Consider the following 25,344-nt stretch of genomic DNA (forward strand, 5'->3'; position numbering starts at 1 on the left):
TCACACAACACCCACCACAACACCCAACCAAACGAAGAACCACCAACACTAGTGATCCCCCAGGGCCGTTGCGGCGACCCCCCATAACCTACACACCCCCCACCCAACACACAAACAACCAGGTCAACAAGGATATTTTTAGTGATAGCAGGCAAGCAAACCATCGGGACCGTCGATCACGGTGATCGGGGAATCGAAAATCTCGGTCAGCGTCTCCCCCACCATCACCTCCTCCGTGGGTCCGAATTCCACCACGGAACCACCCTTGACCGCGCACACGTAATCGGCGTAGCGGGCCGCGTAGTTGATGTCATGCAAAACGATGATGAAGGTGCGGCCAAACTCCTCGGCGGCGCGCCGGAGGTGCTTCATCATCTCCACGGAATGAGCGATGTCGAGGTTGTTGAGGGGTTCGTCGAGAAGCACGTACTCGGTTTCCTGGCACAGAACCATCGCCACGTAAGCCCGCTGCCGCTGCCCTCCCGAGAGCTGATCCAAATAGCGCCCCTCTAATTCCTGAAGGTTGAGGAACTCGATGTAGCGGGAGATGATCTCATCGTCCCGCGCGCTAAGCCTCCGCCTGCTGTACGGGAAGCGCCCAAAACCCACCAATTGCCGGACGGTGAGCTTGGTGATGAAGTGATTCTCCTGACGCAAGATGGACACGATCTTTGCCAGGTCGGCGGATTTTGTGCTCGTGACGTCATAGCCCGCCACCTCGATCTGTCCCTCATCCATGTCCAGGAGTCGGCCAATGAGGGTGAGTAGGGTGGATTTTCCCGCGCCGTTGGGCCCCACCAGGGCGGTAATGCCACCGGCGGGAATCGTGAGATCTACTGGGCCGATGGATACCTCATCACCATAATTCTTGGACACGTTTTTTAGTTCAATCACAGGCGCCCCTTTCTCAAGAGCACGGCAAGGAATACGCATCCACCAATCAACTCAATAATGATGGATACCACAGCTTGGGCATAGAAAACATGATTCATCAAAAAGTATGCCCCAGCCACAACCGTGAAGGCCGTAACAAAGGCCATGGGGAATATGTATCGGTGATCGTAGGTATCGGAGAATTGATAAGCCAGCGTGGCCACCAGGAAGCCCAGGAACGTCATGGGCCCCACCAAAGCGGTGGATACCGCCATCAACACGGACACCAGGATCAAAATGCTTATCGACGCCCCCCGGTACCGCAACCCCAGGTTGGTGGCGACCTCTCTGCCCAAGGAAATCACGTTCAGGTGGCGCGATAGAAGGTACAGGATCGCGGCCGCGCCCAGGCAGAGGGGAAGCACCACGGGGTAATAACTGGAGTCCGCATTATTCACCGAGCCAAAGAGCCTGGCGGTGAGCACATCGAACTCGCTGGGAGTAAGCAGGCGCTGCATGAACGTGGACAGGGAACCCAATCCCCCGCCGATCACGATGCCAATGAGAAGCATGGCGTGAAGGTTATTTTTCCCGGAAAGCAACCAACTATAGAGAATGAGGGATAGGCCCACCATAAGGGAGATCTGGAGAATGAGCATGGTGAGGTTACGGGACTCCAACAAACCCGTGACACCGAAGAAATACGCGGTTGCGGTATTAATGGCCACATACAGGGACTCAAACCCCATGATGGAGGGGGTGATGATGCGGTTATTGGTCACCGTGTGAAAGGCCACGGTAGCCATCGCCTGACACAGAGCCACAATCGCCATCGCCACCACCGCGTCCAGGCGCCTGTGTGCAATGCGCCAAAAGACCTCAGAGCCCACCGGCATGGGATTCTGATAGGCCAGCAGCCCAAAGGCGGAAAGCCCACCAAGCAGCACCAATGTTCCCAGAATCAACCAATACTTGTATCGCGCCCGTGGGGAAGAAAAGGAACTCATCGGGCCCTCCTCACGATCAGCAGGGTGAAAATCACGGAGCCGAGCACGCCAAGGACCACGGATACCGGAATCTCAAAGGGCGCGATAATCGTGCGGGCCAGCAGGTCACAGGCCGTGACCACGCCGACGCCGAGCAGGCACACCCAGGGAAGATTAGAGCGGAGGTCATCCCCCGGAACATGGAGACGATGTTGGGAACGATCAAGCCCAGGAAGGGAAGATTGCCCACCACCACGGTGACCACGCCGGTGGCCACCGCGATCAGGGAGGTTCCCACGAGGATCATGCGGTTATAGTTCACCCCCACGTTGGTGGCGATGTCCTGCCCCAGCCCCACCACCGTGAGGCGATCCGCGAAGAAAAACACTGCGGCTACCACCACGAGCACCAGCAACAGCACCTCCCATTGCCCCTGGATCACCGAGGTGAAACTCCCCGCAAACCATACCCCCAGGCTTTGCAGCATATCCGTTTTGAGTGCGAAGAACGTGGAGAGAGAACTTATCACCGCACCCAGCATGATCCCCACGATGGGAACAATCAGGGAGGAGCGCAGAGATACCCGGCGCAGGAAGAGGAAAAAGACCATCGTCCCGATGAAGGCGCAGGCGATTGCCCCCGCCATATGGCCCAAAATACTGGTGGAAGGGAAAAAGTACATGACAAAAAGCAAGCCCAGGCCGGCCCACTCCGTAGTACCCGTGGTAGTAGGCTCCACAAAGCGGTTTTGGGTGAGAAGTTGCATGACCAACCCGGACATCGCCATCGCGGCTCCGGCCAAAACCAGGGCTGCCGTCCGGGGAATCCGGGTGAGCGCGAACATCTCGCGGCCGTCGCTGTGGTCAAAAATGCTGTACTCCCCGGTCAAGAGGGAAAGGATCAGCAGGATTAATACCGCGCCCACGGCGAGGGGAAACGCAAAAGTACGCATACATGCCCTTACACGAATAAGAGGAGCCTGCCCTCCCCGGGCAGGCTCCTCGCTTCACGAGGAAAAACTAGACCGCCTCATCATTTCCCGCACCGGATTCAAAGGCATCCGCAATGCCATTGAGAATCTCGGTGTAGGTGAGAATAGACTCATTGGTGTAGGTATCCTGCGGGGCATAATAGACGTGCTTGTCTTTGATCGCCGCGAGCTGGGAGAGCACCGCGTTATCCTGCACAATCTGCTGAGCCTTGACAAAGCCGGGTTCCGTGCGTGCGCTCACCGCGCCGTCGCGGTCGAGCACGAAGAACCAGTCCGGGTTCGCCTCCGCGATGGCCTCCACGCCGATGTCATCGCCGCGGTGATCCTGGGAAGCATTCTCCACCTCAAGGGCCGGCTTGAGGCCCAGCATGTCAAAGACGGGGCCAAAGGTGCGGCCCGTGCTCGGGGCGATGTAGTTGATCTCGCCGCCCGTCACGTTGACCGCCATGACCGTGGCCGCGCCGTCGTAAGCCTTCTTAGCGCGAGCCAGGGCGGCGTCGAAAGCCTCCACCGTTTCCTGCGCCTCCGACTTCTTGTCAAAAAGCTCCCCCAGCGCGAGGGTGTGGCGCTTGAGTTCATCCGCCAGCGGCTTATCCTCGCGCGGCTCCAGTTCCACCACCGTGGCCTGGGGATTCAGGCTCACGATGTCCTCGTAGTACTGGCTGAAGCGCTGGCCGTTGATAACCAGGTCGGGCTGGGCCGCGGCCAAGGCTTCCAGGTTGGGCTCCCGGTGCGAGCCCAGATCCACGATGGAATCATCCTCCCGGTAGTCCGTGACGGTGAAGGGAATCAGCTGTTTGGGGGCGGCAACCAAATCCACGCCCCACTTATCCAAAAGCTCAAAGCTACGGTTATCCGTGGCCGCCACTTTGCTTGCCGGAACGGACACCTCCTTGACCCCGTAGTTGTCCTCCACCGATACGGTGGTGACCTCGCCTGCCTGGCTCGTCTCCTGCTCCGACTCCCCCGAGGAGGAACATCCGGCTAGCGCGAGGCTGGCCGCCACGACGAGCGCGGGGAGGGCAAAACGCTTCTTGACCATATGCTTCCCTTAAAAAAAGTATTGTTAGACAACCCTAATCAGGGACTCTAGCATATGGCCTACCCCGTACCGCCCGGGCGCACACCCCCGAGACCACCCCCATTACCGCATTTCTACGACGATCTTGCCGGGGCGCCCCTCCCCGAGGCCGATAACTCCAAGGCCTCTTCCAATTCCGAAAACGGAAATACATGACCAATAACCGGCCGTATGTCCCCTGCCTCTATAGCCGGAGTGTAATCCGCCAATTACTCGCCGTTGGCACGCATAAAGAGAAACTTATAGTTCACTCCCCGTTTTCTTGCCTCCCGACGAACCCTCGCGCCCAGCACCCACATCACCGGCACAAGAAAGGGCTTACCCGCCTGCCGCGCAAAATCAGGATCGGGATCACCCACGAGGGACACAACGGTACCGCCAGGGCGCAGCACACTCATCGCCCGCACCGTTTCCCCTTTACCCAGGGTATCGAGCACCACGTCATAATCTTGCACATAATCCTCGTAGCGTTGAGTTTTATAATCCACCACCACATCGGCCCCCAACCGCTTAGCCAACTCCACGTTTTTGCCACTTACCGTGGTAGCCACCGTCGCCCCCAGATACTTTGCCACCTGCACCGCGACAGACCCGGCACCGCCCACACCGCCTTGAATAAACACCTTATCGCCGGGCTTGATCCGCACCTTTTCCGTTAAGGCCTGGATAGCAGTGAGCAAGACTAGCGGTAACGACGCCGCCTCGGCAAAGGTAAGCTTTTTCGGCATGGGAGCCATGTCCTTCACGGAGACCACCGCATATTCCGCGAAAGCCCCCAGCGCATGAATATCGGAGCGTGCAAACACGCTATCCCCAACCCGGAATTTCTCCACTCCGGCACCTATCTTTTCCACGGTGCCCGCAAACTCCTGCCCCATCACCTGCGGCAAACGATAAGAAAAAAGCTGTTTGAGCTGCCCCTCCGCAATCATACGGTCCAAGGGATTGAGCCCCGCAGCACGGACTTTCACCAGTACCTCGCCGGGCCCAGGATCAGGCACCGCTCGATCCTCCCACCCCCATTGGCCGCCGCGATCATAGGATCGCAGAACATAATTTTTCATCGCGTAGGCTCCTCACTAGAATATCTGAGTAATAAAAATAAACCTAGATGGGATGCTACCACATGGCAAGCGCAGAGAACCACACCAACGGCACCTGCCCCATAGCCGCAAGCCTGGAACTGCTCGGGGAAAAATGGACGCTCCTCATCCTCCGCGATCTCTACCTTGGCCACACCAAGTTCAACGAGATAGAACACAGCCTCGGCTGCCCCCGAAACCTCCTTTCCACGCGCCTCCGCAAACTCACGGAGGCCGGAATCCTCACCAAGGAGGAGTACAAAGAACAGGGCAGCCGAACCCGCGCCGCCTACGCCCTCACCCCCAAGGGCCACGACCTCGCCCCGATCCTGGAGGCCCTACAAAACTGGGGCATCAAGCACGTGCCGGGCACCCAGCAAAACCCGCCCGTCCCTCACCCACCCGCAAAGGGATAATCGGTATAGCCACGCGCGCCCGGCGCATAAAACGTGGCGGGATCCGGGATATTCAACGCGATCCCCTCCCGCCATCGGCGCACCAGGTCAGGATTCGCAATGAACTCCCGGCCCACCGCCACCGCGTCACCGCGCCCACTTTCCAGCAATCCCACCGCCTCCGCCTTATCCGTGACCGTGGCAAAGCCGGTATTAAGAATGACGCGCGTTTTCCCATTCGCGCGGATCGCCCGCGAAAGATCCGCAATGAGATCGCTCGCGGTGGCGTCCTTATGGAGCAACGACACATACGCCAACCCCAGGTCACCCACCGATTCCACCAATCCCATATAGGTTCGGTGGGTCTCCTCACGATCCGTTTCCACCACCCCCTGAATATTATGCTCCGGGGAAAGCCTCACCCCTACGCGATCCGCGCCGATCTCCTCCGCCACCGCCCGGATCACCATCTCCGGCAACCTGCGCCGATTCTCCGGGCAGCCACCAAAATCATCGATGCGGCGATTCGAGGACGGGGCCAAGAACTCGTGCAACAAATAACCATTAGCGCCGTGAATCTCCACGCCGTCCACACCGGCGTCGATAGCCCGACGCGCAGCCGCCCGGAACTGCTCCACCACGCGTGGCATCTCCTCGATGCCCAGTTCCCGCGGCTCCTCCGCATTCACCTTGGCCTCAAAGGTATGGACCTGCGTGCCCGAGGCCAGGGCACTCGGAGCCTCCGGCCGATGCCCCTCCAACAAATCCCGATGCGACATGCGACCACCGTGCATAAGCTGCATGAACAGAACCCCACCCCGATCATGCACAGCGCGAACCACCCGCGACCACCCCTCCTGCTGCTCCGGGGTTTCCACGCCCGCCTGGCCGGGAAAAGCCCGATTAGTCACCGCGAGGAACGTCCCCTCCGTAACCACCAAACCCGCCGAGGCGCGCTGCGCATAGTACTCCGCATGCAAATCCATGGGAATACCGCTGCGGCCCGCACGCTGCCGCGTTAACGCGGCCATAGTCACGCGATTAGCTAGGGTGTATCGGCCCAATTCCAGGGGTTCAAACAAGGAAGTCATGGTGGGTACAACACGCGGCGATGGGGTTTATTCCAGCCGGGAAACGCGCCGCTGATCCGATGAGGCCAAAGTTGTTATCGGTTTTATCACCCTCATCGACTCAAACAACGCGCACGGCGCTAAGAACCCCCACCCCAATCGTTATTCCTGTCAAAATACCCAGCCACAAACTACCCGAACAAAAGCGAACCCCATACCCCCACTATGACTACCGCGTGGGGCTACATGGGGCGCGAGAGTGCCTTACTGCACGCCATGACACACTTACCATACCCGCAGGTCAGACCCCATAAATCCAAGAAAAATCCCCCTGAGCAGCAACGCTGTTCAGGGGGATTTGTGGAGCCGCCGGGAATCGAACCCGGGTCCTCCGCGACCTCACCAGGGCTTCTCCGTGCGCAGTCCGCGCGGAATCTCTACTCGGCTCTCTGGATCGGGCGAACTCGTCCAGATGATGAGCCCAGCCAACGGTAGGAGTCCTGTGAGGCCCCGTTGACACGGCCTGACAGCAAGTCCCTTAGTCGATGCCAGATTCCAGGACGGGGACACGTCCTGGGCTGACAGACACGCGCTCGCTAATTAGGCAGCGAGGGCGTAGTCGCGCTGAGTGTTCTCGGCGCTTATCGGGTTGCTACGACGCTTACGGTGGTCTCTAGCCTGCACCGGCACGCTTCCCCTGGTGACATTCACGGAGTCGAAACCAAAAACGGCCCCTCACGCAAAGCGGGTATGTGCTTTTCTTTGCGGCTCGGCCTACTCTACCGTCCCGGCGGCCCCGGAAGCAAGCGCCTCTTTGAGCCATTGGGCCAGTACCACCGCATGATTGTGTTCCCTATCCCTCGCGGCGTAGAGCAGGCTTATGTCCTCCGTGCGGGCCATCGCCACAAGCCGCTCTACCTCCGCATTGCCCACATCGAGTTCCTCCCGGTACCTGTGGGAGAACTCCGCGAAGCGTTGGGGGTCGTGCCCGAACCAGCGGCGCAGTTCGGGGCTGGGGGCTACCTCGCGCAGCCAGAGGTCATGGGGTAGATCGCTTTTGGCCACGCCGCGGGGCCAGAGGCGGTCTACCAGGACGGCGCTTCCGCTCGCGCAGGCGCGCCCCTGGAGCAGATCATGCACTTTGAGCGGGGCGATACTCACGCATGGATCCCCTTGATTTTGCGCCCCAGATCCCGCACGATCTCGCGCTCTTCGGTGCGGCGCTTGATGCTCTGGCGCTTGTCGTGGGCCTGCTTGCCCTCCGCCAGGCCGAGTTCCACTTTGAGGCGGCCGTTTTTGAAGTAGAGGGAGAGCGGGACGAGGGTTTTGCGCCCGTCGCGCACCTTGCCCATGAGGGAGTCGATCTCGCGGCGGTGCAGGAGGAGTTTGCGCACGCGCCGCGGGGAGTGATTGGTCCACGAGCCCCGGGAGTATTCGGGAATGTGGAGGTGGCGCAGCCAGACCTCGCCCTCGTCGATGGTGGCGAAGGCCTCCACCAGGGAGGCCTTGCCCTCGCGCAGGGATTTCACCTCCGTGCCCACAAGCGCGATGCCGCATTCGTGGGTTTCGAGGATGGTGTAATCGTGGCGGGCCTTGCGGTTGCTGGCAATGACTCCGGCGCCACCCACCACCTTTTTTTTCTTCTTTTTGGCCATAGTGATAGCCATGCTACCCCGGAGGGTTATTTGCGCACATACGCCCTCAGCGTGATCTGCGCGGTCAGGGCGGCAAAGATCACGCCCACCAGCACCACGCCGGGCACCACCAGCCAAATATCGGAGCTGGTGATGGGCGCAATGAGTTGCGCCTCGTACAGCCCGGAGAGCGCCTTGTCCACCACAAAGGTCTTGCCCAGGAAGAGCCCCATCGTGGAGAACACTGCGCCGATGAGGGTGGCTGCCACGGCCTCCAGGATGAAGGGGGCCTGGGTGTACCAGCGCGAGGCGCCCACCATGCGCATGATCGCCATCTCATCGCGGCGGTTATAGGCGGCGATCTGCACCATGTTGGCGATGAGGAAGATGGCGGCCACCGCCTGCACCGCGGCGAGCAGGAAGGTGGCGTTGCGCACGGAGTCGAGGTTGTCCGTGGCGCCGCGCAGATCGCCCACCTGGTCCACGATCTCCGTTACCTGATCCATGCCCTCCACGGCCTCCAGCGGGGTGGTGTCCAGGGGATCGGTCAGGCGCACGTGCAGCGCGGCGGGCAGGGCGTCCTTGTCCGTGTCCTTGACCAGCTCGGGGTCGGTGTCCTGGAACACCTGCACGAAGCGTTCGTAGGATTGCTCGCGGGAGCGGAATTTTACGCTCTCCACGCCGTCCGCGCCGTCGAGGGCCGAGTAGACCTCCTGGCATTCCGCGGAGGTGCAGTTCTCGTCGCCGCTGGAGATGTCCTCGTCGAGTTGGATCATTACCTCCACGCGATCGAGGTAGATCTTCTTGGTTTCCGCAGTCATGTTGGTGACCAGGAAGCCGGTGGCCAGCAGGGCGAGGGAAATCGCGGTGGTAATCACCAGCGCGATGGTCATGGTGATGTTGCGGGCGAGGCCCTTGCTGGCCTCGCGCAGCACGAATCCGGTGTTCATCGTGGCTTAGCCTTTCTTATCGCGCTTAGTGGGACTCGCCGTACACGCCGTGGGCGTCGTCGCGCACCAGGTCACCGAGCTTGAGCTCGATCACGCGGCGGCGCATGTCGTTGACGGCGCGGGCGTTGTGGGTGGAGGCGATCACGGTGGTGCCGGTGCGGTTAATCAGCGTCAGCAGGTTCATGATCCCGTCCGAGGTATCGGGGTCGAGGTTGCCGGTGGGTTCGTCGGCAAGCAAAACCTGCGGGCGGTTGACAAACGCGCGCGCGATGGCCACGCGCTGCTGCTCGCCGCCGGAGAGTTCGCCGGGCATGCGGTTGGCCTTGGCCGCAAGCCCCACCAGTTCCAGGGTTTCCGGCACGGATTTTTCAATCTCCCGGCGCTTGGTGCCAATCACCTCAAGGCCGAAGGCCACGTTGTCATACACCGTCATCTTGGGCAGCAGGCGGAAGTCCTGGAACACGTACCCGATGCTGCGGCGCAGCTCGTTGACCTGTTTGCCGCGCAGTTTGTTCACGTGGAAAGAGTTCACGTGGATATTGCCGGAGGTGAGCGTTTCTTCCCTGATGAGCAGTTCCAGGAAGGTGGATTTGCCCGAGCCGGAGGGGCCGATGAGGAATACGAACTCCCCCGGCTTGATCTCCAGGGAGATGTTATTGAGCGCGGGCCGGGTAGACGTCTTGTAGACCTTGGTGACGGAGTCGAACGTAATCACGCTTGATGAGTGTAGCGAATCCCCAGGACATAAGAAACGCCTGTGAAAAAAGTTAATAACTGAGGCCTGGCGCCGCGCCTAACCCCCGCACCTGACCCCGCCATGCCGAACCCCCGCGCCCGGCCCCACGGCGCCGAAAAAGCGGCGTCGCCAAGCGGCCCCTAATCCCCCTGCTGCGCCATGCGCCACCGGATACCGGATTCCAGCAGCCCATCAATATCGCCGTCGAGCACCTTGGCCGGGTCGCCCACTTCGTAGCCGGTGCGCAGATCCTTCACCATCTGGTACGGGTGCAGCACGTAGGAACGCATCTGGTTACCCCAGGAGGCGTTGCCACCGGCGCCCAAGGCGTCGAGTTCCGCCCGTTCCTCCTGCCTCTTGCGCTCCAGGAGCTTGGCCTGAAGCACGCGCATGGCCGAGGCGCGGTTTTGAATCTGGGACTTCTCGTTCTGGCAGGTCACCACGATGCCGGTGGGAATGTGGGTGAGGCGCACCGCGGAATCCGTGGTGTTGACCGACTGCCCGCCGGGGCCGGAGGAGCGGTACACGTCCACGCGCACGTCCGCCTCGGGAATATCAATGTGATCGGTCTGCTCCACCACGGGAAGCACCTCCACCTCCGCGAATGAGGTCTGGCGGCGGCCCTGATTGTCAAAGGGACTGATCCGCACCAGGCGGTGCGCCCCCTGCTCCACGGAAAGCTGGCCGTACATATAGTCCCCGTGCACCACGAAGGTGGCGGACTTGATACCCGCCTCCTCCGCGTAGGAGATGTCATACACGTCCACGGAGTGTGCGTTCTTTTCCGCCCACCGGATATACATGCGCATGAGCATTTCCGCCCAATCCGCCGCGTCTACTCCGCCGGCGCCGGAGCGGATATTAATCACGGCCTCGCGGGCATCGTATTCCCCGGAAAGCATCGTCTTGACCTCAAGGGATTCGATGCCCTCGCGCAGTTCGGCGCGCTCCTGATCCGCCAGGGCTAGGCCGTCTTCTTCCTCCTCGGCTAGTTCGTACATCACCGGCAGATCGTCGAGGCGTCCGCGGAGGTCATTGAGTCTGCGCAGTTGCGCCTGCACGTTGGAGAGTTCCGTGGTCACCGTCTGGGCGTGCTCGGGATCGTCCCACAGCGAGGGGTCCGCAGCCTGGGCCTCTAACTCGCGCACGCGCGTCGCCATGGCCTCGGGGTCCATCACCCGCTCGATGGTGGTGAGCGTGGCATCAAGGTCCTGAAGGTCTGACGTAATCTCCGGTCGCATGGTTGCTTATTCTACCGGCTGCGCCCCGCTCTCCCCGCAGGGTGGTACGCGGCGCATATCCCCCGCTGGCACCACGGTGGCGCTTATCGACGCCCCCTTGCCCGGCCTCATGCCCAGCCCGCTAGTCCCGGCCGGGCCGCGGGGCCGCCCGCCCCACCCGGCGCGCCTGCCTCCAACGCCTCCCCACGGTCACCGCGGCGCTCACCACCAGCAGGCCCACGCTGGCCCCGGCCTCCACAAACATCAGTCCCGCGAGCCACAGGCCGGTATCGTCCTGGGGTGCCCACAAGAAGGCAAAGCCCACGCATAGCCCCAGCGCCGTGCCCATCGCCGCAACCAGGGGGCCGCTGAGCAGCCAGCGAGCCCAGCAGCCCAGGGCCACCGCCCCCGCCACCACGCAGATCGCGGAGGCCACCACCTGCCAGTGCGGATACTGGTTGCGCATGGGCCCGCCGCCCCAGCTGTACCACAGAGCGATCCAGGCCACCCCGCTCACCAGGCCCAGCCCGAAGAGCACCGGAGCGCCCGGCCCGGCGCCGCTATCCCATCTCTTTGGTTCCCGGCGCTCCGCCTTGCGGTACGCGCGCAGCACCAACACTCCCACCAGGGGCGGGGCGCCCAGTATGAGCACCGCGCCCAGAACGGCAGCAATAATTTCCATGCACTCCATGCTTATGTACAGCATGTGCCGCGTCAAGGACTCGCGCGGCCCGCCCTGCGCTGCTCACCTGGCCGTTGAGGCACAATAGACCCCATGACTGACCCCACAGGCCCCACGGAACCCACGGACCCCGCAGCATCCACAGCATCCGCAGCACACGCGCTCTCGGAGGAGCGCCTCGAAGAAATGGTGGCCGCCCTGGCCAAGACCTTTGCTGTGGCGCACGCCGAGGACCCCGACGATCGCCTAGCCACCGCCCTCGTGTTCAACGCGGGCCGCCTGGCCTGGCGGATGCGGGAGGGCGGGGTCAAGACCGATTACAAGACCTCCCGCACGGACGTGGTCACGGACGCCGACCGCGCCGCCGAGCGCTTCATCACCGCCGCGCTCGCCCTGCTGCGCCCCGAGGACGGCCTGCTCGGGGAGGAGGGCACCGAGCGACCCGGCCGCAGCGGCCGCACCTGGGTGATTGACCCGGTAGACGGCACCTATAACTTTGCCTCCGGCTCGGATTACTGGTGCTCGGCGCTCGCCCTGGTGGAGGGAAGCCCCCAGGCCCCCGAACGCCTACTCTTAGGGGCGGTTCACCGCCCGGCGATGGGTTATACCTGGTGCGGCGGCCCGGATCTTCCCACCACGCGGGGTCAGAAGGCGGTTGCCCGCCTCTCCCCTGCTCCCCTCGACGAGGTCAGCCTGGCCACCTACCTGCACCCCACGTGGATGGCCCGGCCCGAGGTGCACGCCGCCTGGGCCGCCGTGGCCCGGCGGGCCGCCACGCTGCGCATGTTAGGCGCGGGATCGGTGGATCTGGCCGGCGTGGCCGAGGGCACCCTGGGCGCGTGGACGCAGCACAGCGTCCCGGCCTGGGATTGGTTGCCCGGCAAGGCCCTGGTGGAGGGCGCGGGAGGACGCACCCGCGAGGTCACCTCGGGCGGGGTGACCTGGTGCATTGCCGGGAACCCCACCGCCGTGGAGAACATCGCAGAACTATTGAAGGAAGCCCATGAGTGATCTTGCCCTAGCCTTGAGGCTGGCCGACGCCGCCGATGCCATCACCCTGGCGCGCTTCGAGGCCAGCGATTTATCCGTGAGCGCCAAACCGGACATGACCCCGGTGAGCGACGCCGACCTCGCCTGCGAGCGGGAACTGCGCGCCCTCCTGGCGGCCGAGTGCCCCGGGGACGCGGTATTGGGCGAGGAGTTCGGCGGCTCTCCCCGCTTCCACGGGCGGCAGTGGGTGATCGACCCCATCGACGGCACCAAGAATTACGTGCGCGGCGTGCCCGTGTGGGCCACGCTCATCAGCCTGCTTATCGACGGCCGCCCCGTCCTCGGCGTGGTCTCCGCCCCGGCGCTGGCGCGGCGCTGGTACGCCGCCACGGGAAGCGGCGCGTGGCGCACGTTCGGCGGTGGCGATCCCACGCGGCTCCACGCCTCACGGGTGAGTTCGCTTAGCGATGCTTCGCTCTCCTTTTCCTCCCTCGCCGGGTGGGCGGAGCGCGGGTTGCGCGATTCCTTCCTCTCCCTGACGGAAAAGACCTGGCGGCTGCGCGGATACGGGGACTTCTTCTCCTACTGCCTGGTGGCCGAGGGGGCCGTGGACATCGCCGCCGAGCCGGAGGTGTCCCTGTGGGATCTGGCGGCGCTGTCCTGCCTGGTCACGGAGGCAGGGGGGAGATTCACCTCGCTCTCCGGGCAGGAGGGCCCGCACGGGGGTGACGCCGTGGCCACCAACGGCCTGCTCCACGAGGAGGTGCTGGCGGCCTTAAACGTGGGGTGAAATCTGATCCGCCATGAACCTCGACCCCACCACCGTGGGATGAAACACGATGTTCCACTGGGGGCTGGTGAAGTCCACGATCCCCGCCACCATGCGCTCAGAGTCCTTGGGCGCGCAGGTGCCGTTATCCCGGGTGGCGTCGCGCAGGTTCACAAAGCGGAGCCCGTTTTCTGCCGCCGCCTGCGCCTGGCGCGCGGAGTTCTCATCCTCCACCTGGCCCAGCAGCGGAATGTGCAGCCCCTCGGGCAGCAGGCCGGGGTTATCCGGGTGGATATTGACCGCGCAAAACGAGGGCCCCGTGGACACCGAGGGCATCCCGGAGAGCACGATCTTCGCCTGCGGGGCGGTGGCGCGAATCCGCTCGGTGGCGGCGCGGATGTCATCGAGGAAGGCCTGGCGGTGACTGGGGGCGTCGAGGGGATTGGTGCCGTCCTTGACGCCAAAGGGGCCAAAGTTATTCATGCCGATCGCCATGACCACCGCCCGGGTGCCGGGGTGGAGATCCCCGGTGACGATCGCTCGGTCGAGGCGGCCCAGCATGGTGCGGGAGGTCTGGGCCGTGCAGGACCAGTCTGCCACCGGGGCACCCACCCGCTGCCCCACCAGGCGTGGCCAGTTATCCGGGGCCTGGAGGCAGCCCTCCTGATTGGGATAGTCCTCCGGCACCAGGCCCGGAACCACGCCGCCGAAGTTCTTATACAGCGCGGAGGGGTTGGCGGTGAAGGAATCACCCAGCGTCACGATGTTGCCCGCCGGGGCGGCGTGGGCGGCGGGGATCCCGGCGGAGGAGGCCACGGCACAGGTCAGGGCCGCCAGGCCTCGGATCAGAGAGGAACGTAGCTTGTGCACCCGCCCAATCCTAGTACATCATTTTGCCACTCCAGCCCCATCAGCCCCAGCAGTGTTGCCCGCGCTGGGCGCTTCCCCGTAGACTTCGCCTCATAATCCGCTGCTTTCTTCCGTAAAGGACGCGCCATGAGGTTCTCTTCCCGCATCGGCACCGCAGGCCTCGCCGCCATGCTTGCCCTCGGCACGGCGACGATCCCCGCCCACGCCGCGCCGGGGGACGTCGTCAAGCAGGCCGCCGAACACCGCACGGAGAAAACGGCCAAGGCCTCCCCCGCCAGCGACGTCCTCACCTTCATCGAGCGCCTGGTCCCCCTCACGTCCCGCGCGGTGACGTTCTTCTAATCACCCCACCGCCCCGCTGTTCACTCCGCGTTCACCTTGGGCCGTTATAAGTATGTTCCTGGCTCGACTTTTTGGTGGCGTACCCGCGCCGGCAAGCACCCGAGCCGCAACCATCTCCGTACCTTCGTTTCTAGTTGAGGACCCTCTCCATGTCTGATGCGGCGACTACCACCGGGGCGCTGAACGAAAGAACTCAGCAGGCCACCAGCGACAAATGGTGGCACCTTTCCTTCGGCCTCCTCCTTGCACTCACCTTTGGCACCTTCGTGATGTGGGCGATTGGGGAAGTAAACCAATCCATGCACTATGGGGTGCTCATCCTCACCATCATCTTCGGCTTCTTCATGGCCTTTAACATCGGCGGTAACGATGTGGCCAACTCCTTCGGCACCTCCGTGGGTGCCGGAACGCTCACCATGAAGCAGGCCCTCATGATCGCCGCCGTCTTTGAGGTGGGCGGCGCTATCCTCGCCGGCGGTGATGTGACCGAAACCGTGCGCTCCGGGATCGTCGATCTCGATACCTCCATGGAGCCCATGACCTTCGTGTACATCATGATGTCCTCCCTATTGGGCGCGGCGCTGTGGCTCCTGGTGGCCACCCGCATGGGCTGGCCGGTGTCCACCACGCACTCCATCATCGGCGGCATCGTGGGCGCGGCCCTGTGCGTGGGCTTCCGCGATCACAGCGGCGGCTGGGAAATGGTGCAGTGGGATCAGATCGGGCAGATCGTGATCTCCTGGTTCCTCTCCCCCGTGCTCGGCGGCGTGGCGGCCTACCTGCTCTTCGGCGCCATCAAGCGCGGCATCCTGGTGTACAACGAGGAGGCCGACCGCAAACTCCGCGCCATCAAGCAGGAGCGCTTTGAGCTAAAGAACCGCCACAAGGAATCCTTCGAGCGGCTCAATGAGATTCAGCAGATCTCCTACACCAACGCCATGGCGCGCGACGCCGTGACCACCCAGCGCGGCGATTACAGCCGCGACGACCTGGAATCCGATTACTACCGCGAACTCTATGACATCGAGGCCAAGGCCGATGACGTGGAGGCTCACCGCGCCCTGGAGCGCTGGGTTCCGCTGCTGGCGGCCTTTGGCGCCATCATCATCAGCGCCATGATGCTCTTCAAGGGCCTCAAGAACCTCCACCTGGGCATTGATAACGTGGGCAACTTCCTCATCATGGGCATGGTGGGGGCCTCCGTGTGGATGGCCGTATTCATCTTCGCGCGCACCCTCAAGCGCCACGACCTCGACCGCTCCACCTTCCTGCTCTTCTCCTGGTTGCAGGTGTTCACCGCCGCGGCCTTCGCCTTCTCCCACGGCTCCAACGACATCGCCAACGCCGTGGGCCCCTTCGCCGCCGTGCTCGACGTGCTCAAGAACGGCGACATCAACGCCAAGGCCGAGGTTCCCGGCCCGCTGCTGCTGGCCTGCGGCATTGCCCTGGTGTGCGGCCTCTGGTTCATCGGCCGCACCGTGATCGTCACCGTGGGCACCGGCCTGACCAAGATGCACCCGGCCTCCGGGTTCTCCGCGGAACTCGCCGCCGCCGCCGTGGTGATGGGCGCCTCCCTGCTGGGGCTGCCCGTCTCCTCCACCCACATCCTCATCGGCGCGGTGCTCGGCGTGGGCATGGTCAACCGCGCCGCCAACTGGAAGCTCATGCGGCCCATCGCCCTGGCCTGGGTCATCACCGTGCCCGCCGCCGCCGGCGTGGGGGCCATCGGCGTGGTGATCTTGCAGGCGATCTTCGGGTAGCCCCCGAAGGACACCCCCGAAAGGCCGGTGCGCCGGGGGATTACCCGGCCACCAGCATATTCACCAGGCGCACCACCGGCTGCGGGACGATGCGCCGCAGGTAGCGGAACACCAGATCGGTGGTGGACACCGAATAGAAGCGCCGCTGCCGCTCCAGAATGTTCCGGGGATGCACCGCCTTCCACACCGCCTCGGCCACCTGCTCCGGGGTGATCCGCACCCCCAGGCGCTTGGTGGAGGCCGCCTCCACGTCCGCAAGCTTGGTCTTGACCCACAGCGGCATCAGACACACCACGCGAATACCGTCGCGCCGCCACTCCAAATCCAGGGCCTCGCTCAACCCCGTGACGTAGAACTTAGAAGCGGAATACGGGATGATGTGCGGCTGGCCGTAGATAGCGGAGGCCGAACCCATGTTCACCAGGTGCGAGCCCTTGGTGCCCTTGAGATAGCGGTGCGCGGCGCGAGCGCCCAGAACCGCACCGGTGCAGTTCACGTTATTCTGCGCGGCGATCACCTCGGGGGACTGATCCACGATGTCACCATCGCCGATGATGCCCGCGTTGTTGTCCAGCACGTCGAGCCTGCCCCCAGTGTGAGAGGCAAAGTCCGCCAGGGCCTCCTCCCACTGCTGGGCATCCGTGACGTCCAACGGCCCGGTGACGATCCCCGGGTATTCCTCGTTGAGCGCGGCAAGCGCGCGCTCGTCGCGGTCGTACACGCCCACGATCCACCCCTCGCGATGGAAGCGCAAGGCTACCTGGCACCCGATGCCGGAGGCACCCCCTGAAATAAAAATGCTTTTCCTCATAGAGGAGCACCTTAAAAAAGATCCATCACACCATGTACGATTTTGCGACATGAAACATATATTGCGCTTCGATCAACCCCTGCCCGACGACCTCGCCCACCGGCTCCGCGCCCTGACCGTCAGCGCCCGCCTGGGCACCATGCCCGAGCGCCCGCGCCTCACCGTGGAAAACCCCTTCACCGGCACCGAGCTAGGCTGGGTTCCCACCTCCACCGAGGAGGACGTGGAGGCCGCCTTCACTCGGGCACGCGCCGCGCAGCGCCTCTGGGCACGCACCCCCGTCAAGGAGCGCAGCGTGATCCTGCGTCGATTCCATGACCTCGTCCTCAGCAACCGCGAGCTCCTTTTGGACATCGCCCAGGTGGAAACCGGCAAAAACCGAGCCTCCGCCCTCGACGAGGTACTCGACATCGCCATCAACGCCCGGCATTACGCCACCACGGCCCCCAAGCTCCTCTCCCCGCGACGCAAGAACGGCGCCCTCCCCCTCTTCACCAAGACCTACACCTATCACCGCCCCAAGGGAGTGGTGGGGCAGATCAGCCCGTGGAACTATCCCCTCACCCTGGGCATCTCCGACGCCATCGCCGCACTCATGGCGGGCAACGCGGTGGTGGCCAAACCCGACTCCGCCACCCCCTTCTCCCTGCTGATCTGCGCCCGCCTACTCCACCAGGCGGGACTGCCGGAGGACGTCCTCCAGGTGGTCACCGGCTCTGGGCGAGTGGTGGGCACCGCGATCGCGCAGCGCTGCGATTACCTCATGTTCACCGGCTCCACCGCCACCGGCAAGATCCTCGGGGAGATCTGCGGGCGGAGGCTCATCGGCTACTCCGCCGAACTCGGCGGGAAGAACCCCATGATCGTGGCGCGCGACGCGAATATCCACAAAACCTTAGACTCCGCCGTCCTGGGCTGCCTGGCCAACTCCGGCCAACTATGCGTCTCCATCGAACGCATCTACGTGGAGGACGCCATCTACGAGGAGTTCACCGAGGCCTTCACGCGGCGCGTGGCGGACATCAAGCTCGGAGCGGGATTCGACTGGGCCATCGAGATGGGCTCGCTCGCCTCCCAGCAGCAGCTCGATACCGTGCGTTCCTACGTGGAGGACGCCCGCAGCCCGGGTGCCACCGTGCTCACCGGCGGGCGCGCCCGCCCCGACCTGGGCCCCTACTTCTACGAACCCACCGTGCTTGCCGACGTCCCCCATGAGGCCCGACTGCGCCGCGAGGAGGTCTTTGGGCCGGTCATCTACATCGAGCGAGTCCGCACCGTGGACGAGGCCATCGCCCTGTGCAACGACACCAACTACGGCCTCAACTCCAGCGTCTTTGCCGCCCCCAACACCGCCTGGGCCGCCCCCCCCCCGATCGAGGCCGGGTCCGTCAACATCAACGATGGTTTCTCCGCCAGCTGGGGGTCCTACGACTCCCCCATCGGCGGCATGAAGGAATCCGGCATGGCCCACCGGCACGGCGACGAGGGCCTTACCAAATACACGGACGCCCAGACCATCGCGGAGCAAAGGATCATGGCCCTCCAAGGCCCCCGCCGCCTCCCCCGGAAGGTCTACGCCGCCATCATGAGCGCCCTGCTGCGGGCCGGGAAGATCACCAGGCTCCTGCAATAGGCCACGCCTACCGGGCGCGCACCGTCACGCTCACCGGCCCCTCCCCGGTGGACTCCACCAGAAGCCGGGTGGCGTTGGGCTCCGAGGCCACGCGCCCGCCGCTGACCTCGGCAACGTACCCCTGGGGGAAATTCGCGGAGGGAACGGCGATCTCGCTCACGGAACCGGGGGCAAAGGCGCCCTGCCCGTCCACCCGCGCGGCGTCCCAGGCCGCGACGTAGGTGCGGGTCTGCGCGTCCCAGCGCGCCTCGGTGGGGGTACCGGCCACGGCACGAGCGTGCGGGGCCGCCAGGATCGCCAGCTTATCCGCGTTCACCGCGTCCGCCGTGACCGGGCCCGGCGCGGCGGGATCGGCCACGATCCCCTGCTCCTTTTGATTCTGCGTGGTGGGATCATCGCAACCGCAGTAGGACCAGTACTGCCAGCCAATCAGGCGCTCCCGGGCCTGGCCGATCACGCCGCTGAGGGTGGCGGCATCGTCGGTGGCCCCGAACTCGCTGAGCAGCAAGGCGCTGTTGTGCTCTCCCGCCACCTTCTCCGCATTATCAAAGGTGGCGGAATCGGGGAACTCACAGCCCGTATAGGAACCAAACAGCGCATTAGTGGTGCAATACACGTGCCAGCTTAAGGACGCCTGCCCCGCGCTCTCCGGGCGAGCCGGGCGCGTATTAATCCCCGTATTCCACATGGAATAGGGCTCATAGTGCACGATCGCCTGGGGATCCGCCTCCGTGATCGCGCGAGCGGCCTTCTCATGGAGCTCATCCAGCTTTGCCGTGGCCGGACCGCAATCCCCCAAGGTGAGATAGCACAACGGATAAGCAGAACCCGGCCAGGGCTCATTAATAATGTCATAGCCCATCACTCCCGGGCGCCCCTGGAAATACTGCGCCACGTGCTGCCACATCGCGGCATAACGATCCTGCAATCCCACGCCGCCCGGGCCGGGGGCGTTATTCAAGAAATTATCGTAGGCGCGCAACAGGCCCACATTCACCGCCTGGTTGGTGGGAAAACCCACCTTGAGTAGGCTCGGCAAACCATCATCAATCACCGCCCAGTCCGGGGCAAACTCCCCCTCGAACTTCTCGTTATACATGTCCTGGTGGGCGTCGATAAGCACCGCAATACCGCGCCCCGTGAGTTCCTCAACCGTGCGGGAAATCGCTTCGAGATAAGAGTCATCATAAACACCCGGTTCCGGCTCCACTGCCTTCCACATGATGCCCAGGCGCACGGAATCAAAACCATTATCCTGAAGCCACTGCGCATCATCGGCATTAAAACCACCGGCCTCCGGCGTATAAGGCGCGTGCTTGTACACCATGTTCACACCCGCGGTGAGGAACGCCCGGCCGTCACCATCGGTATACCAGCGTCCTTGCTGGCTTATGGGGCCACGCTGGGTGATGCTGGGCTGCGCGGCCTGCGTATCGACGGGCGCGGCCTGCTGCATCGCGACCGGAGGCTGCTCGGCCAGAAGGCCCTGCGCGAAAGCGGGGGTAGGAACAACGGCGAGCACCCCCAGGCACAACGCCAGGGGGATTTTTACCGCGCGAGAAGCAAGACGCATAGCGAACACACCTCAAAAGTTAGGGAAGCAAAGAGGAACGATGCCTCATACCCTACGGCATGACCGGGACGAGCGCGCAGCCATACTCGCCGCGTGCTCACGCAGGTATTCCCGCAGATAGGGCAGGGCAAAGTCCACCTCGCCCCGGCCGGTTTCCGCGATCATCTCCGCGTCGAGGAGGCGGCGACGATAGTTTCCGGCATATGACGCAGAAACCCCATCCGCTCGGCAATATCGCTGGTTTTAGAGGGGCCAGTGTCCTGCGCCATATGTACCAGGAACGTCCGATCTACCTCGGAGAGATCGGAGAGCGCCGGCTCGTGGACGAGCTGGCCTAACTTTCTTTGCGCTATCTCCACCCCGGCCCCCGCCGCAGCCGGGGTAATGAGGTTACTCTCCCTCTGCCGGAAGGAATACTGGCCCACCAGCTGGATCATAAAAGGATAGCCCTGGCAGGCCGCCACGGCCTTTCTTAATGCCTCCGTATCCCACTCCATGCCCATCTCCAGGAGGGGTTTGCGCAGCGCCTGTTCCACGGCGGTGTCGGAAACACGATCAAGTTCTATACGCTCCGCGCGCCGCAGAAAGGTAACGGGATTGGCGGTGTCTTTATCCTCCAACAGCGGTTTGATCGCGGAGGGGATACCCGCCATCGCCACGGCGATCTCCTCTTCTTCCCGCACGAGATGCTGGATCGTCACGCCGAACTCCACAACCTCCTCGCTGCGCTGGTGGTGCATCTCATCGAGGGTGATGAACACTCCCGTGGGGGCTTGCTGCGCGCGGCGATCTTCTTCCCGCTTATAAGCAAGCAGATCCTTGAGAGCTTCGCGCAGGGTATAGGTGGGATCATGAAGTGCCGTGGACTCCCAGTTCACCCCGCCACCGATGCTCATTCTCTTGTTCTGCGCCAGGAAACGCACGATCCGATCCCGTAACCGCCGAACAAAGCCGGTGGTGGCGGTCTCACTGAATACTTTCCAGCCGTGCTTCGCCTTCGCCTCATCTTCCAGGGCGTTGAGCAAAACGGTTTTCCCGATTCCCCTCGGCCCCACCACGAGGGAGACCCGCTCGTGGGTACCGGGGCCATCGTCGAGGGCATAACCGAAGTTCTCCACCACGTGATTGCGGCCCACCAACTCCGGCGGCGTGGCACCGAAGGTCGCTTTAAAGGGATTCCGCTGGCGAGTCATGCGCACAGCATAGCGGAGGGGTTTATGAATGGTTATGAAATTCAGGCTCACCTGGCGTGCGCGGATCGCGCCACGGAGCCTTCTCCCGTGAGGTGTGACAGTACCGGACACCGTGTTGTGGCTCTAAAGCGACTTCTGGGTTAAACGAGGTTGAAAGCGATAGCCCCTCACCCGCATTTCTGCTGGTGAGGGGCCATAAATTGGTAGCGGGGGCAGGATTCGAACCAACGACCTCTGGATCTATAAAAACAGCCCACAAGCCAGCAAGCCGCCAGCCCGGCAACACAGCACGCCATCAACCCGGAACCAATAAATGTCACACAACGAGAAGAATAATAATCTATAGCACATGCTCATCTCTGATAGCCCCTACCTCCTACCCATACCCAAGATTTGGCACGATGAAATCCGCACCTGGGAGATACATCTGCACACATCCGGGATCCGTCACCGATCCGTTGACACACGCATACGCCACATCCGCTACCTCGCACGAGAAATCTACAAAGCCCCAAACAACGTCACCGAACGTGACCTCACCCTCTGGCTAGGCGAGAAAAACTGGTCCCCGGAAACACGACACTCCCACTACACATCAATCCGCGCTTTCTTCACCTGGCGCTGCACCTGGTACGGACACGACAACAACCCCGCAACAAACCTCCCTGCGGTACGACGAAACCAGGGAAGACCACGACCAATCCCCGAAGAAATCTTAAGAGAAGTTCTCTATGAAACCCCACCACGAACAAGCCTCATCCTCCGACTTGCAGCAGAACTCGGCCTCCGCCGATCAGAAATCGCAATCATCTGCGCCAAAGACATCACCGTCACCAATGACCAGCCATACATCATCGTCCACGGCAAAGGAGGAAAAACACGGACGCTTCCCCTCACACGCTCACTCCACAAACACATCACGACATACATACAAGACAAATACTGGCTCTTCCCAGGAAACACCGATGGACACCTCTCACCAGCAGCAATCGGAAAAATTGCGTCCACCGCACTACCAGACGGATGGAGCCTACACACCTTACGCCACCGATTCGCCACCAGCGCCTACCACGACACAAACGACATCATCGCAGTCCAAGAAGCACTCGGACACGCCTCCTTAAACACCACACGCAGATACACCCAAATAGAACCTCGAGGCCTCATCAAGATCACCACCGCCACAGAAATCAAGCTCACCAACGCACGACCCCCGAAGGAGAAAAAACCATGAGCACCATCATCACCGTCTGCCACCTCAAAGGCGGCACCGGGAAAACAACCACCACAATCCTGCTCGCCACCGCTTTGACCAACCTCGGATACAGCGTCACCGTCTACGACGCAGACCCCCAAGGATCTGCATCCGAATGGGCAGCACTCGCCGCCGACAACAACACACCCCTTAACTTTCCCGTCACCGTCGCCAACCCAGCCACCCTCAACCGCCTACGCCCCCGAACAGACTACGTCCTCATCGACTGCCCTCCCGGAGGAAGCACTGCCATCAACGCAGCGATCAACGCAGCCAATGAAATCATCATCCCTACCAGCCCCAGCGAAATAGAAGTAGACCGCATGTGGGACACACTAAGCCTCTCCACCACTAAACCAACTCATGTGCTCATCACCAGTGCTCGCCTCGGCACCACCGCACTCACCGACATCCAAAAAGCACTACGCACCGAGAATATCCCCACCTACCGGACGATCATCCCCCTCCGACAAAAAATCAAAGCAATGTGGGGCACAAACCCCACAGGCATGCTCTACGGCTACGACACACTAGCCAACACCATCACAGAAAACATCGCACTGAAGGAGACCGCCTAACCATGAACCCCATGCTCCCCCAACGACGTCGCCCCACCCGCAGCGCTGTCCGCGCAGAAGACACCATGCGCAAAGCCACTGACCCACGCCCCAAAATCACCTTCCGTGTTGATCCAGAAACACGAAGAAACCTCAAAAGCTACACTAGCTTCCATGGAATCACCATGGAACAATTTCTCAACCAACTCATCGAGGAATACCTAGAAGAACACACAGCACCCTATATCTCAAACACCCGCCCACCCAAGAATTAACCGCCCGCCCGACAACGCCCCACCCCGAAAGGTGACATCATGACCACTACCATCCACGCACTAGACCTACCATCCGCGACGGCCAACCTCTACGGATTCATCTTCTGGGCCATTCTACTCGGCATCCCCATCGTCGCCTTTATCAAAGCAAAAGGCATCATCTCACGCTTCCTCGCCGCAATATTCATCCTCCCCTTCTCAGCAATTCTCGCCTTCGGCTGGGGATTCTTCGGAATGGCTTTCGCTTTCTCTGGTGCCATCATAGAAAAAACTAACGAAAACTACACCGAACTCCACAACAAAAACGTCCTCGAATCAGGAGAAGGAACACTCATACCCACCCCCACATCCGACCCCAACGAGAACTCTTACCAAGAATAAGGAGGATACAAATACACCCCCAGCGATCCTCCTGCCGCTACCCACCCCGGTCAAACAATCAGCTTGCTGGCAAGTCAGACCCCCTCATTGACTACTTGCCAGCAAACCAGCTTACGAAGAAAGCTTAGACGACATCTCGTCTATCGGGCTGAACCCATCAGAAACGCCCGGAAGAGACGGAATGTTAACAGGACCAACCCCCGGAGCACTATTCTCCGAAGAGGCCGTCATCGGAGCGCACGGAACAGCAACATCACGCCCCAAAGCGTTAGCAGTCATGGCAATCGCACGGGGAGAATAGGTAATACCAAGATGCTCCGAAGCGTCCAAGCTACACCCATCCTGCAAAACATAGTTCTCTGCACCTTCTGCAGTGTACTGGCTTGCAGACAAAGGAGTTACCGCTTCATCAAAGAGGGTAGAGATAGAAACATACTTCACCCCAGGAACTTCAATAGGGGCATCATGAAGCTTCTTGTTAAACTCACTGTTAGGAAGCAAATCACGGACACTCGGGCTAGCAATCAACTCAGTAATGAGATTTCCCATACCATTCAGTGCATTCAGCTTCTCCAGACCATACCCAACACCTAACAAACCAGTGCCATTCAGTACACCAGAGATTGATACAATAGTACCAACCCCTTCACCACCTACCTGCTTGGCATACGCAGTAGCAATGGTGGCACCAGCAGAATGACCAACCATATCCACAGCCTGCGCACCAGTCATCGCTTTGACCTGAGCTATCTTCTCAGTAATTTGCTCTACCGACTGAGAGATAGGTGCCATAGCGCGGAACGTAGGAATAGAGCCCAAAAGCGAGCTTCCCTCAGGAGTAGGAGTACCAGGAAGCTTACCGACGTTAAATGCGTACACGCACTTCCCCATCGCAGCCAGGTCAGGAGCCATGGCTGCAAACGTTTGATACGAGTTGGAGTTAAGCCCATGCAAAAGGATGACAGGATTCTCCCCAGGCTCTGGCGTACACGCGACATTAGACCCTAACGGGCTAATATCTTCCGTCAGTCCCTGCTTGAGCATCACATCAGCAAAACCGGGGGCCCTCTCCCCCTGCGGCCCCATGCCAGTCCACTCCAGCACCTCACCACCAACAGCAGGCTGATCACTCGATCCCGGCACAGCTCCAGCCTGGGTACTACCAGCAAAAAGAGCTAAAGCCGCAACGCATGCGGCCGATATACGTGAAATTTTCACGATCTACCTCACACCTT

At 62.0% G+C, this 25,344-nt stretch carries 24 protein-coding genes, 1 other RNA gene and 3 pseudogenes; 10 read left to right on the forward strand and 18 right to left on the reverse strand.

Annotated elements, in window-relative coordinates:
• Window positions 1–138: 138 nt before the first annotated feature.
• From Cocul_RS03960 to Cocul_RS03980, 5 genes and pseudogenes are all read right to left on the reverse strand, one after another.
• Window positions 139–894: an iron ABC transporter ATP-binding protein gene (locus Cocul_RS03960; protein WP_055122036.1), complete on the reverse strand. Its 756-nt coding sequence runs from the start codon at window positions 892–894 to the stop codon at window positions 139–141.
• Window positions 891–1,880: an iron chelate uptake ABC transporter family permease subunit gene (locus tag Cocul_RS03965; protein ID WP_055122037.1), complete on the reverse strand. Its 990-nt coding sequence runs from the start codon at window positions 1,878–1,880 to the stop codon at window positions 891–893. The genes Cocul_RS03960 and Cocul_RS03965 overlap by 4 nt, the downstream gene beginning before the upstream one ends.
• A 68-nt stretch (window positions 1,881–1,948) precedes the next feature.
• A pseudogene (locus Cocul_RS03970) lies at window positions 1,949–2,811 on the reverse strand (iron chelate uptake ABC transporter family permease subunit); the annotation flags it as partial.
• Between the two features lie 67 nt (window positions 2,812–2,878).
• Window positions 2,879–3,892: a siderophore ABC transporter substrate-binding protein gene (locus Cocul_RS03975; RefSeq protein WP_055122038.1), complete on the reverse strand. Its 1,014-nt coding sequence runs from the start codon at window positions 3,890–3,892 to the stop codon at window positions 2,879–2,881.
• Window positions 3,893–4,005: 113 nt separating this feature from the next.
• Window positions 4,006–4,995: pseudogene (locus tag Cocul_RS03980) on the reverse strand (NADP-dependent oxidoreductase).
• Window positions 4,996–5,057: 62 nt separating this feature from the next.
• Here Cocul_RS03980 and Cocul_RS03985 point away from each other — a divergent pair.
• On the forward strand, window positions 5,058–5,429 hold the full coding sequence (locus tag Cocul_RS03985; protein WP_055122039.1) for a winged helix-turn-helix transcriptional regulator: 372 nt from the start codon (window positions 5,058–5,060) through the stop codon (window positions 5,427–5,429).
• Here the strand turns inward: Cocul_RS03985 and Cocul_RS03990 are convergent.
• From Cocul_RS03990 to Cocul_RS04020, 8 genes are all read right to left on the reverse strand, one after another.
• Window positions 5,408–6,499: an alkene reductase gene (locus tag Cocul_RS03990; RefSeq protein WP_055122040.1), complete on the reverse strand. Its 1,092-nt coding sequence runs from the start codon at window positions 6,497–6,499 to the stop codon at window positions 5,408–5,410. The two genes, Cocul_RS03985 and Cocul_RS03990, sit on opposite strands and share 22 nt — an antisense overlap.
• A 337-nt stretch (window positions 6,500–6,836) precedes the next feature.
• Window positions 6,837–7,213: a transfer-messenger RNA gene (gene ssrA, locus Cocul_RS11505) on the reverse strand.
• A gap of 39 nt (window positions 7,214–7,252) precedes the next feature.
• On the reverse strand, window positions 7,253–7,639 hold the full coding sequence (locus tag Cocul_RS03995) for a DUF488 domain-containing protein (RefSeq protein ID WP_055122041.1): 387 nt from the start codon (window positions 7,637–7,639) through the stop codon (window positions 7,253–7,255).
• Window positions 7,636–8,133: an SsrA-binding protein SmpB gene (gene smpB, locus Cocul_RS04000; RefSeq protein ID WP_055122042.1), complete on the reverse strand. Its 498-nt coding sequence runs from the start codon at window positions 8,131–8,133 to the stop codon at window positions 7,636–7,638. The genes Cocul_RS03995 and smpB overlap by 4 nt, the downstream gene beginning before the upstream one ends.
• A gap of 26 nt (window positions 8,134–8,159) precedes the next feature.
• On the reverse strand, window positions 8,160–9,062 hold the full coding sequence (ftsX, locus tag Cocul_RS04005; RefSeq protein WP_055122043.1) for a permease-like cell division protein FtsX: 903 nt from the start codon (window positions 9,060–9,062) through the stop codon (window positions 8,160–8,162).
• Window positions 9,063–9,087: 25 nt separating this feature from the next.
• Window positions 9,088–9,777, reverse strand: a complete 690-nt coding sequence (ftsE, locus tag Cocul_RS04010; protein ID WP_055122044.1) for a cell division ATP-binding protein FtsE — start codon at window positions 9,775–9,777, stop codon at window positions 9,088–9,090.
• Window positions 9,778–9,938: 161 nt separating this feature from the next.
• Entirely contained in the window at window positions 9,939–11,039 is a 1,101-nt protein-coding gene (prfB, locus tag Cocul_RS04015; protein ID WP_055122045.1) for a peptide chain release factor 2, read from the reverse strand.
• 121 nt (window positions 11,040–11,160) lie between these two features.
• On the reverse strand, window positions 11,161–11,700 hold the full coding sequence (locus Cocul_RS04020) for a hypothetical protein (RefSeq protein WP_055122046.1): 540 nt from the start codon (window positions 11,698–11,700) through the stop codon (window positions 11,161–11,163).
• A gap of 93 nt (window positions 11,701–11,793) precedes the next feature.
• On the opposite strand from Cocul_RS04020, the gene Cocul_RS04025 reads away from it, so the two are divergent.
• Window positions 11,794–12,711, forward strand: coding sequence for an inositol monophosphatase family protein (locus Cocul_RS04025; RefSeq protein WP_055122047.1), 918 nt, complete (start codon window positions 11,794–11,796; stop codon window positions 12,709–12,711).
• On the forward strand, window positions 12,704–13,480 hold the full coding sequence (gene hisN / locus Cocul_RS04030; RefSeq protein WP_055122048.1) for a histidinol-phosphatase: 777 nt from the start codon (window positions 12,704–12,706) through the stop codon (window positions 13,478–13,480). The genes Cocul_RS04025 and hisN overlap by 8 nt, the downstream gene beginning before the upstream one ends.
• Here the strand turns inward: hisN and Cocul_RS04035 are convergent.
• The gene (locus Cocul_RS04035) at window positions 13,466–14,329 is read right to left on the reverse strand and encodes a GDSL-type esterase/lipase family protein (protein WP_055122049.1); all 864 of its coding nucleotides are present in this window, start codon (window positions 14,327–14,329) and stop codon (window positions 13,466–13,468) included. The genes hisN and Cocul_RS04035 overlap by 15 nt on opposite strands.
• A 126-nt stretch (window positions 14,330–14,455) precedes the next feature.
• On the opposite strand from Cocul_RS04035, the gene Cocul_RS04040 reads away from it, so the two are divergent.
• The gene (locus tag Cocul_RS04040; protein WP_055122050.1) at window positions 14,456–14,671 is read left to right on the forward strand and encodes a hypothetical protein; all 216 of its coding nucleotides are present in this window, start codon (window positions 14,456–14,458) and stop codon (window positions 14,669–14,671) included.
• A 149-nt stretch (window positions 14,672–14,820) separates the two neighbouring features.
• Window positions 14,821–16,431, forward strand: a complete 1,611-nt coding sequence (locus tag Cocul_RS04045) for an inorganic phosphate transporter (protein ID WP_055122051.1) — start codon at window positions 14,821–14,823, stop codon at window positions 16,429–16,431.
• Between the two features lie 40 nt (window positions 16,432–16,471).
• On the opposite strand, the gene Cocul_RS04050 is transcribed toward Cocul_RS04045, so the two are convergent.
• Window positions 16,472–17,242 carry an SDR family oxidoreductase gene (locus tag Cocul_RS04050; RefSeq protein WP_150114357.1) on the reverse strand — a complete coding sequence of 257 codons (771 nt, stop codon included), beginning with the start codon at window positions 17,240–17,242 and terminating at the stop codon, window positions 16,472–16,474.
• 49 nt (window positions 17,243–17,291) lie between these two features.
• On the opposite strand from Cocul_RS04050, the gene Cocul_RS04055 reads away from it, so the two are divergent.
• A complete protein-coding gene (locus Cocul_RS04055) occupies window positions 17,292–18,875 on the forward strand; it encodes a succinic semialdehyde dehydrogenase (RefSeq protein WP_055122053.1) in 1,584 nt (527 codons plus the stop codon).
• 7 nt (window positions 18,876–18,882) lie between these two features.
• On the opposite strand, the gene Cocul_RS04060 is transcribed toward Cocul_RS04055, so the two are convergent.
• A complete protein-coding gene (locus tag Cocul_RS04060) occupies window positions 18,883–20,448 on the reverse strand; it encodes a glycoside hydrolase family 5 protein (RefSeq protein ID WP_082422156.1) in 1,566 nt (521 codons plus the stop codon).
• A gap of 45 nt (window positions 20,449–20,493) precedes the next feature.
• Window positions 20,494–21,641 (reverse strand): annotated as a pseudogene (locus tag Cocul_RS04065) (ATP-binding protein).
• 349 nt (window positions 21,642–21,990) lie between these two features.
• Here Cocul_RS04065 and Cocul_RS11715 point away from each other — a divergent pair.
• Genes Cocul_RS11715 through Cocul_RS04075 form a run of 4 tightly spaced genes read left to right on the forward strand, consistent with a single transcriptional unit; the run spans window position 21,991 to window position 24,109 of the window.
• Window positions 21,991–22,875, forward strand: coding sequence for a tyrosine-type recombinase/integrase (locus Cocul_RS11715; RefSeq protein ID WP_082422157.1), 885 nt, complete (start codon window positions 21,991–21,993; stop codon window positions 22,873–22,875).
• Window positions 22,872–23,474, forward strand: a complete 603-nt coding sequence (locus Cocul_RS04070) for an AAA family ATPase (protein ID WP_055122054.1) — start codon at window positions 22,872–22,874, stop codon at window positions 23,472–23,474. The genes Cocul_RS11715 and Cocul_RS04070 overlap by 4 nt, the downstream gene beginning before the upstream one ends.
• 2 nt (window positions 23,475–23,476) lie before the next feature.
• Window positions 23,477–23,728 carry a hypothetical protein gene (locus Cocul_RS12225; protein WP_150114358.1) on the forward strand — a complete coding sequence of 84 codons (252 nt, stop codon included), beginning with the start codon at window positions 23,477–23,479 and terminating at the stop codon, window positions 23,726–23,728.
• 39 nt (window positions 23,729–23,767) lie between these two features.
• On the forward strand, window positions 23,768–24,109 hold the full coding sequence (locus tag Cocul_RS04075) for a hypothetical protein (protein ID WP_055122055.1): 342 nt from the start codon (window positions 23,768–23,770) through the stop codon (window positions 24,107–24,109).
• Between the two features lie 111 nt (window positions 24,110–24,220).
• Here the strand turns inward: Cocul_RS04075 and Cocul_RS11720 are convergent, their stop codons facing one another.
• Window positions 24,221–25,327 carry an esterase/lipase family protein gene (locus Cocul_RS11720; protein ID WP_245622104.1) on the reverse strand — a complete coding sequence of 369 codons (1,107 nt, stop codon included), beginning with the start codon at window positions 25,325–25,327 and terminating at the stop codon, window positions 24,221–24,223.
• Window positions 25,328–25,344 lie beyond the last annotated feature (17 nt).

Source organism: Corynebacterium oculi, from assembly GCF_001412105.1.
GTDB lineage: Bacteria > Actinomycetota > Actinomycetes > Mycobacteriales > Mycobacteriaceae > Corynebacterium > Corynebacterium oculi.